Consider the following 15382-nt stretch of genomic DNA (forward strand, 5'->3'; position numbering starts at 1 on the left):
GGCATGGCCACACGACTGCGGCGGGCGAAACGGCTGACGCCTGACGCCGCCATGGCTTAGTATGACGCCGCATGTGGACGCTCTATCACGTCTGGCTGTCGCCGGCCTGCCGCAAGGTGCGAATCGTTCTGGCCGAGAAGCAGATCGATTTCCAGCTCGTCTCTGAAAAGACATGGCAGCGACGGGAGGAGTTTCTTGCTCTCAACCCGGCCGGCGAGGCGCCGGTGCTGGTGCATACCAGCGGTTCGGTCGTCGCCGAGTCGGGCGCCATCTGTGAGTATCTGGAAGAGACCTGCCCGGAACCGGCGCTGATCGGCGAGAGTGCGCTGGAACGGGCCGAAACGCGCCGTCTTGTCGCCTGGTTCGATGGCAAGTTCCAGCGCGAGGTGACGGCCAATATCACCGAAGAAAAAATGATGAAGCGGATGCTGCGGGGTGGCTCGCCGGATTCCCAGGCGTTGCGCGCAGGCTATGCCAATCTGCAGACTCATCTGGCCTATATCACCTGGCTGACCGACCGGCGGAACTGGCTGGCCGGCGACCAATTCTCGCTGGCCGACATCGCCGCCGCCGCCCATCTGTCGGCGCTGGACTATCTGGGTGATGTGCCGTGGGACGACCATGAGGCGGTCAAGACCTGGTATTCCCGGGTCAAGTCCAGGCCCAGCTTCCGCATTATTCTGGCCGACCATATTCCTGGCCTGCCGCCGCCGCCGCACTATGCCAATCTCGATTTCTGACCCGCCGGGCCCGTCGTACAGCGCTCTGCCCGGGCCGGCGGGCCGGCCCCCGGTGATCCTGCAGGTGCTGCCGGCGTTGGGCAGTGGCGGGGCGGAGCAGGGAGCGATTGATGTGGCAGCGGCGACAGCGGCGGCTGGTGGTGTCGCCCTTGTGGCGTCGGCCGGTGGCGCCCGGGTGCGTGAAATCGAACGCGCTGGCGGCCGCCACATTACGCTGCCCCTGGCCTCCAAGTCGCCGGCCACGCTATGGGCTAATGCCGGCCGCCTGGCGCGACTGATCGAGGCCGAAGGAGTCGATCTGGTGCATGTGCGGTCACGCGCCCCGGCATGGAGCGCCAGGCTGGCCTGCCGCCGCACCGCAACGCCGTTCATGACCACGTTTCACGGCACCTACAACGAATCGAACCGGATCAAGCGGGCCTACAACGCCATCATGGCGAAGGGTGATCGGGTGATCGCCATTTCCCACTTCATCGCGCACCATGTGCAGACGCGCTACGGCGTGGGTGAGGACCGTCTGCGGATCATCCCGCGCGGTATCAACCTGGCCATCTTCGATCCCGACCGGGTGCCGGCGGAGCGCTTGATCCAGATTGTCGAGGGGTGGCGGCTGGCCGATGGTGAACCGGTCATCGTCATGCCTGGCCGGTTGACCCGGTGGAAGGGCCATGAGGTGGTGATCCGCGCCGTGGCGGACCTGGGCCGGAGCGATCTGCGCTGTGTCTTTGTGGGTGACGGGCCTGAGCGCTATCGCGACGAGATGGTGGCGCTGGCTCGCTCGCTGGGCATTGAGTCGGTCGTTCAGTTCGTCGGTCCGTGCCGCGACATGGCCGCGGCCTACAAGGCAGCCGACGTGGTGGTGTCGGCCTCCACCGACCCGGAGGGGTTTGGTCGGGTGGTGGCCGAGGGCATGGCCATGGGCCGGCCGGTGGTGGCCAGCGCCCATGGCGGTGCCGTGGAGCAGCTTGATGGCGGCGCGCTCGGCTGGCTGACGCCGCCGGGTGACGCGGCGGCGCTGGCCCGCGGGCTGGCCGAGGCGCTGGCCCTGGACGGTGACAGCCGGGCCGACCTGGCGCGCCGCGCCATGGACCATGTGCGGACGCACTATGATCAGCGCCTGATGTGCCGCCGCACGCTGGCTGTCTATAGCGAGCTCTTGGCCGGCGGCACGAGGCCCGAAGCGGCAAGCGTTCCGGCGTGACTGCCGTCCTGGTGATCAAGCACGGAGCGCTGGGTGACCTGGTGCAGGCCATGGATGCGTTGCAGGCGATCCGCCGTCACCATGGCGATGACACGGTGGTGGCCCTGACCGCGCCGGCCTTCGCGCCGCTGCTGGAGGCCTGCCCGTGGGTGGACCGGGTCTGGATCGACACGCGACCCGGCCCGTGGCAGGTCGGCGCCTGGCTGGCGCTGGCCCGCCGCATGGCCGCCGCCCGCTTCGCCCGTGTCTATGACTTGCAGAACTCCGGTCGCACCCGCTGGTATCGCCGGCTGCGACGGCTGGCCGGTGACCGCAGCAGCCAGTGGTGCGGCACCGATCCGATGGCCGACGTGGCGCATGTGGACCCGACCTTCCGTCAGCGCCACAACCAGGACAATCTGGCCCGCCTGCTGGCGACAGCCGGAATCACCGTTGAGCCGCAGGCGGACCTGTCCTGGCTCGACGGCGACATAGCAGAGCTGACGCCAGCCGGGCGTTTTGTTCTGCTGGTTGCCGGCTCGTCGCCTGGCCATCCTGAGAAACGCTGGCCGGCATTGTCTTTCGCCGTGTTGGCGCAGGGCCTGGTGAAAGACGGACTGACACCGGTGTTGATCGGCGGCGCGGCCGAAATGGCTGTGCTGGACGAGATCGCCCTGGTTTGCCCCGGCGCCCTCAATCTGGCCGGCCGCACCAGCCTTGGCCAGGTGGCGGCGCTGGCCCGCCGCGCCGCCGGCGCGGTCGCCGGCGACACCGGCCCGGCCTTCATCATCGCGGCGGTGGGGTGTCCGCTGACCTGGCTGCTGTCGGCCCATGGCAATCCGCGGCGCTCGACTCCGCGCGGTGCCTCCGTTGCGGTGCTACAGCGCGACGCGATTGCGGCCATCACGGTGGATGAGGTGCGGCGCGCTCTGGCCCTGCGGCCCAGCGGACCGGCGGCGGATGCCGATTGAGCAAGCGTTAACCAAAACAAGCCAGAGTGGCGGCCGGATTCGGTGAATACGGACCGGGCGGCCGGCTTTGGTGTCGGCCACCGACAGAGTATAAGGGAGGTATGAGCATTTCGGCGCAAACACAGGCGGCGGCAGTCGTCATCACCCTGCCGGACGGCAGCACCCGCAGCTTCGAGGGCCCGGTCACCGGCGGCGAGATCGCCGCAGCCATCGGCAAGGGGCTGGCCAGAGCGGCCGTCGCCATGCGCGTGGATGGGGTGGCCATGGACCTGTCGCGGGTGATCGACCGCAACGCCAGTGTGGCCATCATCACCCGCGACAGCGCCGACGGGCTGGAGCTGTTGCGCCATGATGCAGCGCACGTCCTGGCCGAGGCGGTGAAAGAGCTGTGGCCGGACGTGCAGATTACCATCGGCCCGGTGATCACCGACGGCTTCTACTATGACATTGCCCGCGACGAGCCGTTTGCGCCCGAGGATCTGGCGGTGATCGAAGCGCGTATGCGGGAGATCGTCAAACGCGACGAACCGATCAGCCGCGAGGTGTGGGAGCGCGAGGCAGCCATCCAGTTCTTCAAGGACATGGGCGAGCACTACAAGGCCGAGATCATTGAGGACCTGCCGCGTGGCGAGGACATTACGCTTTACCGGCAGGGCGATTTCATTGACCTGTGCCGGGGCCCGCACCTGCCGTCCACCGGCAAGCTGGGCACGGCCTTCAAGCTGTTGAGCGTGGCCGGCGCCTACTGGCGGGGTGATTCGCGCAACGCCATGCTGCAGCGCATCTATGGCACCGCGTGGCACGACGACAAGGCGCTGGCCGACTATGTGCATCGGCGCGAGGAAGCGGAGAAGCGCGATCATCGCCGCCTGGGCCGCGATCTCGGTCTGTTCCACATGCAGGAAGAGGCGGCCGGCTCCACCTTCTGGCATCCCAAGGGCACCATTCTGTGGCGCATCGTCGAGGAGTATATGCGCGGCCGCATCGCCGGCGCCGGTTACCAGGAGATTCGCACACCCCAGCTTATGGATCGCTCCCTGTGGGAGGCGTCGGGCCATTGGGAGAAGTTCGGCGAGCACATGTTCACGTCCCAGTCCAAGGACGACCGTGTCCTGGCCCTGAAGCCGATGAACTGTCCGGGTCATGTGCAGATATTCAAGCAAGGGCTGAAGAGCTACCGCGACCTGCCGGTTCGTTTCTCAGAGTTTGGCTGCTGTCATCGCAACGAGCCATCGGGCGCGCTGCACGGCCTGATGCGGGTGCGGCAGTTCTATCAGGACGATGCGCATATCTTCTGCACCCAGGAGCAGCTTGTGACGGAGGTGAAGGATTGTTGCGACCTGCTCTACGCCACCTATACCGATTTCGGCTTCAGCGACATCGAGGTGAAGTTCGCCGACCGGCCTTCGGTGCGGGTCGGCGATGATGCCACATGGGACCGGGCGGAAGCGGCGTTGCTGGAGGCGACCGAAGCAGCCGGCCTGGAGACGGTGCACAATCCGGGCGAGGGGGCGTTCTATGGCCCCAAGCTGGAGTTTCATTTGCGCGACGCCATCGGCCGTCAGTGGCAGTGCGGCACCATCCAGATGGATTTCGTCCTGCCCGAACGGCTCGACGCCACCTATATCGGCGAGGACGGCGGTAAACACCGGCCGGCCATGATCCACCGCGCCATACTGGGGTCGATCGACCGTTTTCTGGGCATTCTGATCGAGCACTATGCGGGCCACTTCCCGCTGTGGCTGGCGCCGCAGCAACTGGCAGTGGCGACCATCACCAATGACGCCGACGATTATGCCGGCCGGGTGCTGGCCGCCTGCCGGGCGGCCGGTCTGCGCGGTGAGATCGACAAGCGCAACGAAAAGATCTCCTACAAGGTGCGCGAGCACAGCCTGCAGAAAGTGCCGGCGATTCTGGTGGTCGGCCGCCGCGAGGCGGAGGAGGGCACGGTCGCCGTCCGCCGTCTGGGCAGCCAGGCGCAGGAGACCCTGACCCTGGAGCAGGTCGTCGCCAGCCTGGTGGCGGAGGCCAGGGTGCCGACCCTGGGCCATCTGGCCATCGCCGGGCCGGGCCAGGGATCGGCCGTGGCCGGCGGTGTGGCGCGGTTCTGAGCGGCGTGGCCGGCCCGGCCCGCCGCTGGTGAAAGAATCGGCTGCCGCCGGCGCCGGCGAGCCTGTATAGTGGCGCCAGAGGCCAATCGGTCGCTGTTGCGGCGGAATTGACCGGATCAACTGAACAGGAGTTACGACCATAGCTCGTCCAAACAGCCTGACCCCGCCCCAGAAGGATGGGCCGCGGATCAATGAAGACATTCGAGTGGCACAGGTGCGCCTGATCGGCGCCGAAGGTGAGCAGGTCGGTGTGGTATCCACCGAAACGGCCATGGAAATGGCGGCCGAGGCCGGGCTCGACCTGGTGGAAGTGGCCGGCACGGCCGACCCGCCAGTGTGCAAGATCCTCGATTATGGCAAGCTGAAATACGTCAATCAGAAGAAGAAGAACGAACAGCGCAAACGCCAGAAAACGTTTGAAATCAAAGAGATCAAGATGCGCCCGGGCATCGAGGACCACGATTATGAGGTCAAGATGCGCAATGTCCGCAAGTTCCTGGGCGACGGCGACAAGGTCAAGGTGACGCTACGGTTTCGCGGCCGCGAACTGGCCCACCAGGACCTGGGCGCCAAGGTTCTCGACCGGGTGCGCGACGATCTGGAAGAGCAGGTCAAGGTCGAACAGTTCCCCCGTATGGAGGGACGCCAGATGGTGATGGTGATCGCCCCGCGCTGAGGCGAGGTCGCCGCCGGCGGCAAAACCGCTCAGGCACTGGGCGGCAAAGCCGCGGGGGCGGTATGCGGCAAAGCCGCGGGGGCAATCCGACGGGCCGCGGCGGGCCCGGGATTGTTGCCAGTTGGCCCGGTGTCGGGCTTGCCATGAGCCTGGCACAACTCTATAAACGCGCCTTCGCCTAGGGGTTTCTCCGGGTCGGGGTCCGGCCGAGGGCCGGCGGGCGGCCAGACATAATTCGCCTGAGGGCTGTTCGGACGGGGCTGTTTCCCGTGGATGCCGGACAGGACAAGACGCCGGCGGCCCGTGCGGGCGGTTGTGGCTGTATTTGGGAGACGGACGGCAATGCCGAAGCTGAAGACCAAGAGTGCCGTCAAGGGCCGCTTCAAGGTGACCGGCACCGGCAAGATCCGGTTCAACCGTGCCTATAAGCGCCACATGCTGAGCAACAAGGTGCAGAAGATGAAGCGCCAGGTGCGCGGCACCGGCATCCTGGCCGCCGCCGATGCGCGCATCGTTCGCACTTACATGCCCTACGGGCGGAGCTGAGCCATGGCACGGGTCAAACGTGGCGTCACCAAACGCGCCAGAATCCGCAAAATCATCCTGCAGTCGAAGGGCTTTCGCGGTCGCGGCAGCACCGCCTATGTGGTGGCCCGCGAGCGGCTGGAGAAGTCGCTGCAATACGCCTATCGCGATCGCCGTCAACGCAAGCGTCAGTTCCGCGCCCTGTGGATCCAGCGCATCAACGCCGGCGCCCGTGAGCACGGCCTGACCTATTCCACGTTTATGGACGGCATCAAGCGGGCCGGGCTGGAGCTGGACCGCAAGGTGCTGGCGGATCTGGCGGCGCGTGAGCCGGACGCCTTCAAGACGCTGGTCGATCAGGCGCAGACCGCACTGGCTTCTGCGGCCTGACACGCCGCCTGGTCAGGCGGCCTGATCGGGCGCTGGGGAGACCCGTCACGGCGGAGAGACTCCGTGACCAGGAGGCCGGTCCCACCGCGCCTCCTTTTGTTTTAGTCTTGCCCCCACACGCCGCACCTTCCTTCGAATCAGTCAGACCGCAAGCCAGACAGCAAGTCGGAGTCCGACGCCATGGCCAGTGCGACAGAGGCCGCACACCAGGAGATTGAACGGGAACTCGGCGCGCGCATTGCCGCGGCGGACAGTCTCGACGCGCTGGAGACGGTGCGGGTGGAGGCGTTGGGCCGGCAAGGTCGTGTCACCGAGATGATGAAGGGACTGGGCGCCCTGCCGGGCGACCAGCGTCGCGCGGCGGGCCAGGCGCTCAACGCCCTGAAGGACCGTCTGCAGGCGGCGCTGGAAGCGCGCCGTGCCGTTCTGGCCGGGGCCGAACGCACCGCCCGGCTGGCGACGGAAACCCTTGATCCCACCTTGCCGGTGAGGCCGGAAGCGGCCGGCCGCATCCACCCGCTGAGTCAGGTGATGGATGAAGTGGTGGCGATCTTTGCGGCTATGGGATTTCGTGTCGCCGAGGGACCGGATGTGGAGGATGATTTCCACAACTTCACAGCGCTCAACATGCCGCCCGAGCATCCGGCGCGGCAGATGCACGACACATTCTATCTGCCGCCGGGCGACGACGGCGCGCCGCGCCTGCTGCGGACCCATACCTCGACCGTGCAGATTCACACCATGATGAACGGCACACCGCCGTTTCGCGTCATCGCACCGGGCAAGACCTATCGGGTCGACAGCGACGCCACCCACACTCCCATGTTCCACCAGGTGGAAGCCCTGCTGATCGACGAGGCGACCCACATGGGCCACCTCAAGGGCTGCATCATGGAGTTCTGCCGTACCTTCTTCGAAGTGGAAGACCTCAAGTTCCGCTTCCGACCGAGCTTCTTTCCCTTCACCGAGCCATCGGCGGAGGTGGATATCGGCTGCGCCCGCGACGGCGGCAGTATCCGCATCGGCGAGGGCAGTGACTGGCTGGAGATTCTGGGCTGCGGCATGGTCCATCCAAAAGTGCTGGAGAATTGCGGCATTGATTCCGGCCGCTATCAGGGTTTCGCGCTGGGTATGGGGCTGGACCGCATCGCCATGCTGAAATACGGCATTCCCGATCTGCGCACCTTCTTCGAGGCGGACCTGCGCTGGCTGCGCCACTACGGTTTCGCGGCGCTGGATGTGCCGCGTCTGGCCACCGGTCTGACCGGCGGGCTGACGCCGGTGCCGGCGCGCGGCGGCGGGCGCTAGACCCATGCGTTTTACTCTCTCCTGGCTGGCCCGGCATCTGGATTTCGACGCTGATCTGGCGACCATCACCGAGCGCCTGACCATGCTGGGTCTGGAGGTGGAGAAGGTGGTGGACCGTGCCGCCGACCTGGCGCCGTTTACGGTGGCCCGGGTGATCGAGGCGCGGCCGCATCCCGATGCCGACCGTCTGCAGGTCTGTCGGGTCGAGACCGCCGGCGGCGAGGTGGAGGTGGTGTGCGGCGCACCCAACGCACGCACCGGCCTGGTGGGGGTCTTTGCCGCCGCCGGCACTATCATTCCCGGCACGGGATTGCACCTGAAGAAGAGCAAGATTCGCGGCGTCGAGAGCAACGGCATGTTGTGCTCCGAGCGCGAGATGGGCCTGTCCGACGCCCATGAGGGCATCATTGAGTTGCCTGAAGGCACAACCGTCGGCACCCCCTTCGCCGAGATCCTGGGTCTGGACGATCCGATGATCGAGGTGCAGATCACACCCGACCGGGCCGACTGCCTTGGCGTCGCCGGCATCGCCCGCGATCTGGCGGCGGCCGGGCTTGGCCGCCTCAAGCCGTTCGACACGACGCCGCTGGCCGGCACCTTCGCCAGCCCGACCGCATGGCGCCGCGACCTGCCGGCGGATGCGGCGGACGCCTGTCCCTTCGTCGCCGGCCGCACGTTCCGCAATCTGCGCAACGGGCCGAGCCCGGAATGGGCGCAGCAGCGGCTGAAAGCCATCGGCCTGCGTCCCATCTCTGCGTTGGTGGATATCACCAACCTGCTGACCTATGACCTGGGCCGGCCCCTGCACGTCTTCGACGCAGGCAAGATCCGCGGCGACCTGACCATGCGTCTGGCGCAGGATGGCGAGGAGGTGCTGGCCCTGGATGGCCGGACCTATCGGCTGGACGACGGGGCCATTGTCATCGCCGACCAAACGGGCGTGCATGGCATCGGCGGCATCATGGGTGGCGCTGGGTCCGGTTGCAGCGAGACGACCACGGAGGCCTTTCTGGAGGTGGCGCTGTTCGATCCGGTCCGTGTTGCCGCCACCGGTCGCCGGCTCGGGATTGAGAGCGACGCGCGCTATCGTTTCGAACGGGGGGTTGATCCGCAGTCGGCGGTATGGGGCGCGGAGGTCGCCGCCCGTCTGATCCTGGAGTGGTGTGGCGGCGAAGCCAGCCAGGTGGTCACCGCCGGCACCCTGCCGCAGCCGGAGCAGGTGGTCAGCCTGCGCGGCGACCGGGTGGCGACGCTGGGCGGCGGCGACGTGCCGGCCGCGGACCAGGCCCGCATCCTGACCAGCCTTGGCTTCGACGCGGCGGAAACGAAGCCGGACGCCACCGCATGGCGGGTGCCGTCATGGCGTAGCGATATCGACGGCGAGGCGGATCTGGTGGAAGAGGTGCTGCGGGTGTGGGGTCTGGACCGCATTACGCCGGTATCGGTGGTGCCCGGCGGTAGTATTCCGGGGCCGGCCGTGACGGCGGAGCAGCGTCGCCTGCAAGTGCTGCGCCGGGTGCTGGCGGCGCGCGGTCTGTATGAGGCGGTGACCTGGTCCTTTACCGGCCAGGCCCAGGCCCTGACTTTTGGCGGCGGGGCCGCCGCGCTGCGTCTGGTTAATCCCATCAGCGCCGATCTTGACGCCATGCGGCCATCGCTGCTGGTCAATCTGCTGGCGGCCACAGGGCGCAACCTGGCCCGTGGCCAGGGCGATTTCGGCCTGTTCGAAGTAGGGCCGCAATATGGTGTGGCCGGCAGTGATAATGATCTGATGGCCGGCCAGATGACTGCCGCATCGGGTGTGCGGTGTGGTGTGATGGACGGCGGTTGGGCGGCCCGGCCCCGGCCGGTGGATCTGTATGACGCCAAGGCCGATGCTCTTGCCGCGCTGGAGGCGCTGGGCGCACCGGTGGCATCGTTGCAGACCCGACGCGAGGCGCCGGCCTGGTATCATCCGGGACGTTCCGCCGTGCTGGCGCTGGGGCCCCAGGTGCTGGCCGCCTTTGGCGATATCCATCCCGATGTGGCGGCGGCTTTTGATCTGGCCGTACCGGCGACCCTGTTCGAGGTCTATGCCGATCGTGTGCCCGGTCCGCGCCGGGCAAAGACCGCAAGCGGTGCGGCCCGCCCGCCGCTGGCCTTGTCGCCCTATCAGCCGGTGACCCGCGACTTCGCCTTTGTGGTGGCGGCGGACGTGGCGGCCGAAAGTCTGATCCGCGCGGCACGGGGTGCCGACCGTGATCTCATCAGCGAGGTCAGGCTGTTCGACGTCTATCAGGGAGCGGAGCTGGGCGACGGCAAGGTGTCTCTGGCCATAGCGGTCACCCTGCAGCCCATGACCGCCACGCTTACCGACAAGGAGATCGAAGCGGTGGCTGCCCGTGTGGTTGCAGCGGTTGAGAAAGCCACCGGCGGCCGGCTGCGCCGGTGAGCAGCGTCAGACGATCCGGCGGCACACCGGGCGTGAATCGTTTTCGCGCTTCCCCTGCCGGGCGCGCGGCCCTAGACATGCGCCATGCCTGACCTGTCGCACATCCGCAACTTCGCCATCATCGCCCATATCGATCATGGTAAATCGACCCTGGCCGACCGCCTGATCCAGACGTGCGGCGGGCTGACCGAGCGCGAAATGAAGAGCCAGGTCCTCGACCAGATGGATATCGAGCGCGAGCGCGGTATCACCATCAAGGCGCAGACCACTCGCCTGACGTGGCAGGCGAAGGACGGCGAGACCTATATCCTGAACCTGATGGATACGCCCGGCCATGTGGACTTCAGCTATGAAGTGTCACGTTCTCTTGCCGCGTGCGAAGGGTCAATCCTGGTGGTGGATTCCAGCCAGGGCGTTGAGGCGCAGACCCTGGCCAATGCCTATCTGGCGATCGAGGCCGGGCATGAAACCGTGCCGGTGCTGAACAAGATCGACCTGCCGGCGTCGGAGCCGGAGCGGGTGGCGCGGGAGATCGAGGACGTCATCGGTATTGGCGCCGATGATGCAATTCGCGTTTCGGCCAAGACCGGCGAAGGCATCAGCGATCTGCTGGAAGCGATCGTGACGCGCCTGCCGGCGCCAAAGTCCGGCGATGCGGCGGCCCCTCTGAAGGCGATGCTGGTGGACTCATGGTATGACACCTATCTCGGCGTCGTGGTGCTGGTGCGTATTCATGACGGCGTCATGCGCAAGGGTATGCGCATCCGCATGATGGGGACCGGCGCGGTGCACCCGGTAGAGCAGGTGGGCGTATTCACGCCGAAGGGGCTGATTGTCGATGCACTGGGGCCGGGCGAGGTTGGCTTTATCACCGCCAGCATCAAGAGCGTCGCCGACTGTCGCGTTGGCGATACGCTGACGGATGAGCGGCGGCAGACTGACAAGGCCCTGCCGGGCTTCCGGCCGTCCGTGCCGGTGGTGTTCTGCGGGCTGTTTCCGGCGGATGCCAGCGAGTTTGAGCACTTGCGCGACAGCCTGTCCAAGCTGGCGCTGAACGACGCCAGCTTTCAGTACGAACCGGAGACAAGCCAGGGGCTGGGCCATGGATTTCGCTGTGGCTTTCTTGGCCTGCTGCACCTGGAGATCATTCAGGAGCGGCTCGACCGTGAGTTCAACCTGGACCTGATCGCCAGCGCGCCGAGCGTGGTCTATCACCTGACCATGACCGACGGCAGCACCCTGGATCTGCACAACCCGGTGGACATGCCGGACCCCACCCGCATCGCCCGCATCGAGGAGCCATGGATCAAGGCCACCATCCTGGTGCCGGACGACTATCTCGGCGCGGTGCTGACCCTGTGCACCGACCGCCGTGGTGAACAGATCGACCTGACCTATGCCGGTGGTCGGGCGATGGTGGTCTATCGCCTGCCGCTGAACGAGGTGGTGTTCGATTTTTATGATCGCCTGAAGAGTGTATCGCGCGGCTATGCCAGTTTTGACTATGAGCTGGAGCGCTATCAGGTAGGCGATCTGGCGCGGGTGGATATCCTGATCAACGGTGAGCCCGCCGACGCGCTGTCTACGGTGGTCCATCGCGACCAGGCGGAGCGTCGTGGCCGGGCTCTGTGCGCGCGGCTGAAGGAGCTGGTGCCGCGGCAATTGTTCAAGGTGGCGATCCAGGCGGCCATTGGCGGCCGGGTCATTGCACGGGAGACCCTGAGCGCGCTGCGCAAGGACGTCACCGCCAAGTGCTATGGCGGCGACATCACCCGGAAGAAAAAGCTTCTGGAGAAGCAGAAGGCGGGCAAGAAGAAGATGCGTCAGTTCGGTCAGGTGGAAGTGCCGCAGTCGGCCTTTATCGAGGCCCTGCGCCTGCCCGACGACTGAGGTTGGCCCCGCGCGCCTGCGCGCGAGTCCATCTGAGTCCGGCGCTCCTAGAGGATGATGAAGGGGACCGTCGCCACCAGCAGCAGCGCCAGAGTCAGGTTGATGGCGCGACGCACCCGCCGGCCGGACCACAAGCGCGCCAGGCCGGTACCGAACAGGGTCCAGATCAGAGTGGAGGGCGCGGCCACGATCATGGCCACGGCCAGCATGGTCAGCGCCCCGGTCAGCGGGGCGCTGTCCGGCAGGAAGGAAGAGGTGGCGGTCAGGCCCATGACCCACGCCTTGGGATTGACGTACTGGAAGGCGGCGGCCTGCCACAGGGTGAGGGGCCGCGCGGCGCTGCCGGACTGAACCTCACCGGCGCGGGCGATGCGCCAGGCCAGATAGAGCAGATAGGCGGCGCCGGCTGTCTTAAGCGCAATGCGAACCTCCGGCACCTGCTCGTACAGGGTGCCGAGGCCGAGCGCACACAGGAACACCAGGCTGGCGAAGCCGATGACGATGCCGGCTATGTGGCCGGTGGTGCGGCGCAGGCCGAAGTTCATGCCCGAGGCGGCGAGCATGGTGTTGTTGGGTCCCGGCGTGATGGACGCCACAAGCAGGAACCAGGCGAGCGGCAGAAGCGTGGTGTAGGTCATGGCGCGGGAAGGGAGTCAGGCGGCAGGCATCGGCGTCAGGGCCCGGCCCGGACCTGGCGACAGGATCTAGCGCCGTCGCCGGCGACCGGACGTGGCCATCAGCATGAAGGCGAGGCCCAGCACACCGCAGACCGGGATCGCCGGCCACAGCAGTACGCTCTGAATCACCGGGTCCCACAATTCTGGCAGGAGATAGCGCTGGACCACCGGCTGCGCCAGTTGCAGGGAATCCGGGTGCAGACGGAACCACAGCTCGCCGGGAGTGGTCCAGCGAAAGGGCGCGTCGGACAGCAGCCTGAGGCCGTCCAGGACGACGGCCCAGGCGGTGAGGGCGAGAAAGCCCAGACCCAGCAGGCCCGAGATGAGGCGCAGCACGACCATGGGCCAAGTCTAGCGCGCCGGTGGCCGTCTGGCGCGGAAAAACACCAGCCGCGGCTGGTGGGAGACGCGGAGTCCCGGCGGCGGCTGGTTGGGTCGGCAATGGCGCCGGTCAGGCTGGGGCCGCCAGAGCCCGCGCCGCCACGCATCAGGGCCACGCCCGTGCTTTGTGTGGCGGCGGAGTTCAGCGGCAGGAGGGATTTTCGCCGGCCGGAGCGCCGGCGGGGTTGCACCCGGACGGCGGAACCGGCTATCTGGCGGCGCCCGGAGGGGTGGCCGAGTGGTTTAAGGCGCACGCTTGGAAAGCGTGTGTACGCTAACCCCGTACCGCGGGTTCGAATCCCGCCCCCTCCGCCATTAAGTCATTGATATTGAAGGAGTTTCTTTAGGATTGCAAACTCTCGGTACGGCTTGCGGGGTTCCGCGGCCTTTTCACTAGGGCACTGTAGTTGGGCGAACCGGAGAGACGAGTAGCCGGCAGCTGAGACGAGGAAGCCAGTAATTTTCTCTGCCGGCCAGAACGGCGGTTCGCTTTCGCAGAATCGAGCCGCTACTTGAATCCGAGCAATGTGCGTTGCTCCTGCCAGTCGAGTGGGAGATCGCAATGCTTGATCAACCACTCAGCCGTAAGGTCTTCGGGCGCGTCGCCCGCGAGAATCTTCTCGACGATGTCCGGTGCAAAAAAGGCAAGTGGCATCATCCGCGTAACATAGCGGTCGCTGTAGCCTTCTCTCCTGGCAATAGCTTTGAGTGATGGTGACTGGCCTTTCACCAGTTCATCGAACCAGTGGTGAGCCCGAGCGACAGCCTTGATCAATGCCGGGTCTAGTGTCGTCGTGCTATCGCTGCTCCCGTCAAGAACAAGCTTCATCTCGACGCCGCGACGCCTGATCCGCGTTGGCACTGCATGGCGAACGACCATGTCTCGTTCGTTCGTGATCGGGGACAGATTCAGGCTGAAGGCCAGCCGGTCGGGCGCGAGGTCGACACGTCTGACGAGTTCTAGACTCTCGCCGGTCCATCGAGCGACCGCATCGAGCAGCGCAGAGACTTGGTTCGCCGCCATTCCGCTGTCCCGTGCGGCCCGCGTCAGAGCGTCTTGATCGGCGAGCAGACCCCGGACGGATTCCGCCACGATTCGCTCGATCTCGCGGGCGGGCAGTCGCCAACTGCTTTGGTCCCTGCTCTCGGCGACCGTCCCGTCAATCAGCCGCTTGGAGACGTAGTACCTATAGCGCCGGCCGGACTTCACCGCGTGGCTCGGGGTCAGCGGCTTGCCCGCCTCGTCGAATAGCTTCCCCATGAGTGGGCTGGAGTCGGTGGAACGGGTGGTCGATGATCGGCTTGGAGTATTGCCGGCGAGCGTCGCCTGAATGGCCTCCCAGATTTCCGGATTGATGATCGCCGGGTGCTGACCCTCATAGACCTTCCCCTTGTGAGCGATGTGGCCGGCGTAGAGCGGGTTGCCCAGCATCTTGTAGATGTGGCCGCGGCTGAGTGGCCGGCCACCGCGCATGCGGCCGTCCATGCCGCTGCGGCGCTTGGTAGTCAGGCCCAGCCGGTCGGCTTGCTCTTTCACGCGACGGACATTGCTGTGCTCGAGATAGAGCCGGAACAGGGTACGGACGGTCTCGGCTTCGGCCTCGTTGATCTTGAGCGTCCGCCCATCGGGTTCGTAGCCCAGTGGCACGTACCCGCCCATCCACATGCCTTTGGCCTTTGAGGCGGCGATCTTGTCGCGGATGCGCTCGCCCGTCACCTCGCGCTCGAATTGAGCGAATGACAGCAGCATGTTGAGGGTCAGCCGGCCCATGGAGGTGGTGGTATTGAACTGTTGGGTCACCGAGACGAATGAGACGCTGTGAGCGTCGAACACATCGACGATTCGGGCAAAGTCTGAGAGAGAGCGGGTCAGGCGGTCCACCTTGTAGACGACCACGGTATCGATCCTGCGGGCCCGGATGTCAGTGAGCAGCTGCTGCAGACCAGGTCGCTCCATGGTGCCGCCGGAGACCCCGCCATCGTCGTAACCTGTGGGAACGGGTTTCCAGCCTTCGCCCGCCTGGCTCCTGATATAGGCCGCGCAGGCCTCGCGCTGGGCGTCCAGGGAGTTGAAGTCCTGCTCCAGCCCCTCTTCGGAGGAC

The 15382-nt window shown here is 66.4% G+C and carries 13 protein-coding genes and 1 tRNA gene; 11 read left to right on the forward strand and 3 right to left on the reverse strand.

Features of this window, described 5'->3' with window-relative positions; all coding sequences use genetic code 11:
• Positions 1 to 71: 71 nt before the first annotated feature.
• The 10 genes from RIE31_09375 (at position 72) to lepA (ending at position 12222) form a co-directional block, all read left to right on the forward strand.
• On the forward strand, positions 72 to 740 hold the full coding sequence (locus RIE31_09375; protein ID MEQ8640799.1) for a glutathione S-transferase family protein: 669 nt from the start codon (positions 72 to 74) through the stop codon (positions 738 to 740).
• A 52-nt stretch (positions 741 to 792) separates the two neighbouring features.
• A complete protein-coding gene (locus RIE31_09380) occupies positions 793 to 1941 on the forward strand; it encodes a glycosyltransferase family 4 protein (GenBank protein MEQ8640800.1) in 1149 nt (382 codons plus the stop codon).
• On the forward strand, positions 1938 to 2891 hold the full coding sequence (locus RIE31_09385) for a glycosyltransferase family 9 protein (GenBank protein ID MEQ8640801.1): 954 nt from the start codon (positions 1938 to 1940) through the stop codon (positions 2889 to 2891). The genes RIE31_09380 and RIE31_09385 overlap by 4 nt, the downstream gene beginning before the upstream one ends.
• A 101-nt stretch (positions 2892 to 2992) precedes the next feature.
• Positions 2993 to 5002, forward strand: a complete 2010-nt coding sequence (gene thrS / locus RIE31_09390; protein ID MEQ8640802.1) for a threonine--tRNA ligase — start codon at positions 2993 to 2995, stop codon at positions 5000 to 5002.
• A 157-nt stretch (positions 5003 to 5159) separates the two neighbouring features.
• Positions 5160 to 5678 carry a translation initiation factor IF-3 gene (gene infC / locus RIE31_09395; GenBank protein MEQ8640803.1) on the forward strand — a complete coding sequence of 173 codons (519 nt, stop codon included), beginning with the start codon at positions 5160 to 5162 and terminating at the stop codon, positions 5676 to 5678.
• Positions 5679 to 6020: 342 nt separating this feature from the next.
• Complete coding sequence (rpmI, locus tag RIE31_09400) at positions 6021 to 6224, forward strand: 50S ribosomal protein L35 (GenBank protein ID MEQ8640804.1); 204 nt, start codon at positions 6021 to 6023, stop codon at positions 6222 to 6224.
• A gap of 3 nt (positions 6225 to 6227) precedes the next feature.
• Positions 6228 to 6593: a 50S ribosomal protein L20 gene (rplT, locus tag RIE31_09405; GenBank protein ID MEQ8640805.1), complete on the forward strand. Its 366-nt coding sequence runs from the start codon at positions 6228 to 6230 to the stop codon at positions 6591 to 6593.
• Between the two features lie 180 nt (positions 6594 to 6773).
• A complete protein-coding gene (pheS, locus tag RIE31_09410; protein MEQ8640806.1) occupies positions 6774 to 7901 on the forward strand; it encodes a phenylalanine--tRNA ligase subunit alpha in 1128 nt (375 codons plus the stop codon).
• Between the two features lie 4 nt (positions 7902 to 7905).
• Complete coding sequence (gene pheT, locus RIE31_09415) at positions 7906 to 10332, forward strand: phenylalanine--tRNA ligase subunit beta (protein ID MEQ8640807.1); 2427 nt, start codon at positions 7906 to 7908, stop codon at positions 10330 to 10332.
• An 84-nt stretch (positions 10333 to 10416) separates the two neighbouring features.
• Positions 10417 to 12222: a translation elongation factor 4 gene (gene lepA, locus RIE31_09420; GenBank protein ID MEQ8640808.1), complete on the forward strand. Its 1806-nt coding sequence runs from the start codon at positions 10417 to 10419 to the stop codon at positions 12220 to 12222.
• A 47-nt stretch (positions 12223 to 12269) separates the two neighbouring features.
• On the opposite strand, the gene RIE31_09425 is transcribed toward lepA, so the two are convergent.
• Together RIE31_09425 and RIE31_09430 are read right to left on the reverse strand one after the other, a co-directional pair.
• Positions 12270 to 12860 carry a LysE family translocator gene (locus RIE31_09425; protein MEQ8640809.1) on the reverse strand — a complete coding sequence of 197 codons (591 nt, stop codon included), beginning with the start codon at positions 12858 to 12860 and terminating at the stop codon, positions 12270 to 12272.
• 66 nt (positions 12861 to 12926) lie between these two features.
• Complete coding sequence (locus RIE31_09430; GenBank protein ID MEQ8640810.1) at positions 12927 to 13241, reverse strand: hypothetical protein; 315 nt, start codon at positions 13239 to 13241, stop codon at positions 12927 to 12929.
• Positions 13242 to 13504: 263 nt separating this feature from the next.
• On the opposite strand from RIE31_09430, the gene RIE31_09435 reads away from it, so the two are divergent.
• Positions 13505 to 13595 (forward strand) — tRNA-Ser (locus RIE31_09435).
• Between the two features lie 193 nt (positions 13596 to 13788).
• Here the strand turns inward: RIE31_09435 and RIE31_09440 are convergent.
• Positions 13789 to 15382 (reverse strand): recombinase family protein (locus tag RIE31_09440; protein MEQ8640811.1); only part of this gene is annotated, 1594 nt, incomplete at its 5' end.

It is taken from the genome of Alphaproteobacteria bacterium (assembly GCA_040218575.1).
In the GTDB taxonomy this organism is placed as follows: domain Bacteria; phylum Pseudomonadota; class Alphaproteobacteria; order JAVJRE01; family JAVJRE01; genus JAVJRE01.

Coding starts and splice junctions, on each gene's coding strand:
- RIE31_09375 (MEQ8640799.1), top strand. CDS start 72: ATGTGGACGCTCTATCACGTCTGGCTGTCGCCGGCCTGCCGCAAGGTG.
- thrS (MEQ8640802.1), top strand. CDS start 2,993: ATGAGCATTTCGGCGCAAACACAGGCGGCGGCAGTCGTCATCACCCTG.
- rpmI (MEQ8640804.1), top strand. CDS start 6,021: ATGCCGAAGCTGAAGACCAAGAGTGCCGTCAAGGGCCGCTTCAAGGTG.
- rplT (MEQ8640805.1), top strand. CDS start 6,228: ATGGCACGGGTCAAACGTGGCGTCACCAAACGCGCCAGAATCCGCAAA.
- pheS (MEQ8640806.1), top strand. CDS start 6,774: ATGGCCAGTGCGACAGAGGCCGCACACCAGGAGATTGAACGGGAACTC.
- pheT (MEQ8640807.1), top strand. CDS start 7,906: ATGCGTTTTACTCTCTCCTGGCTGGCCCGGCATCTGGATTTCGACGCT.
- lepA (MEQ8640808.1), top strand. CDS start 10,417: ATGCCTGACCTGTCGCACATCCGCAACTTCGCCATCATCGCCCATATC.
- RIE31_09425 (MEQ8640809.1), bottom strand. CDS start 12,860: ATGACCTACACCACGCTTCTGCCGCTCGCCTGGTTCCTGCTTGTGGCG.
- RIE31_09430 (MEQ8640810.1), bottom strand. CDS start 13,241: ATGGTCGTGCTGCGCCTCATCTCGGGCCTGCTGGGTCTGGGCTTTCTC.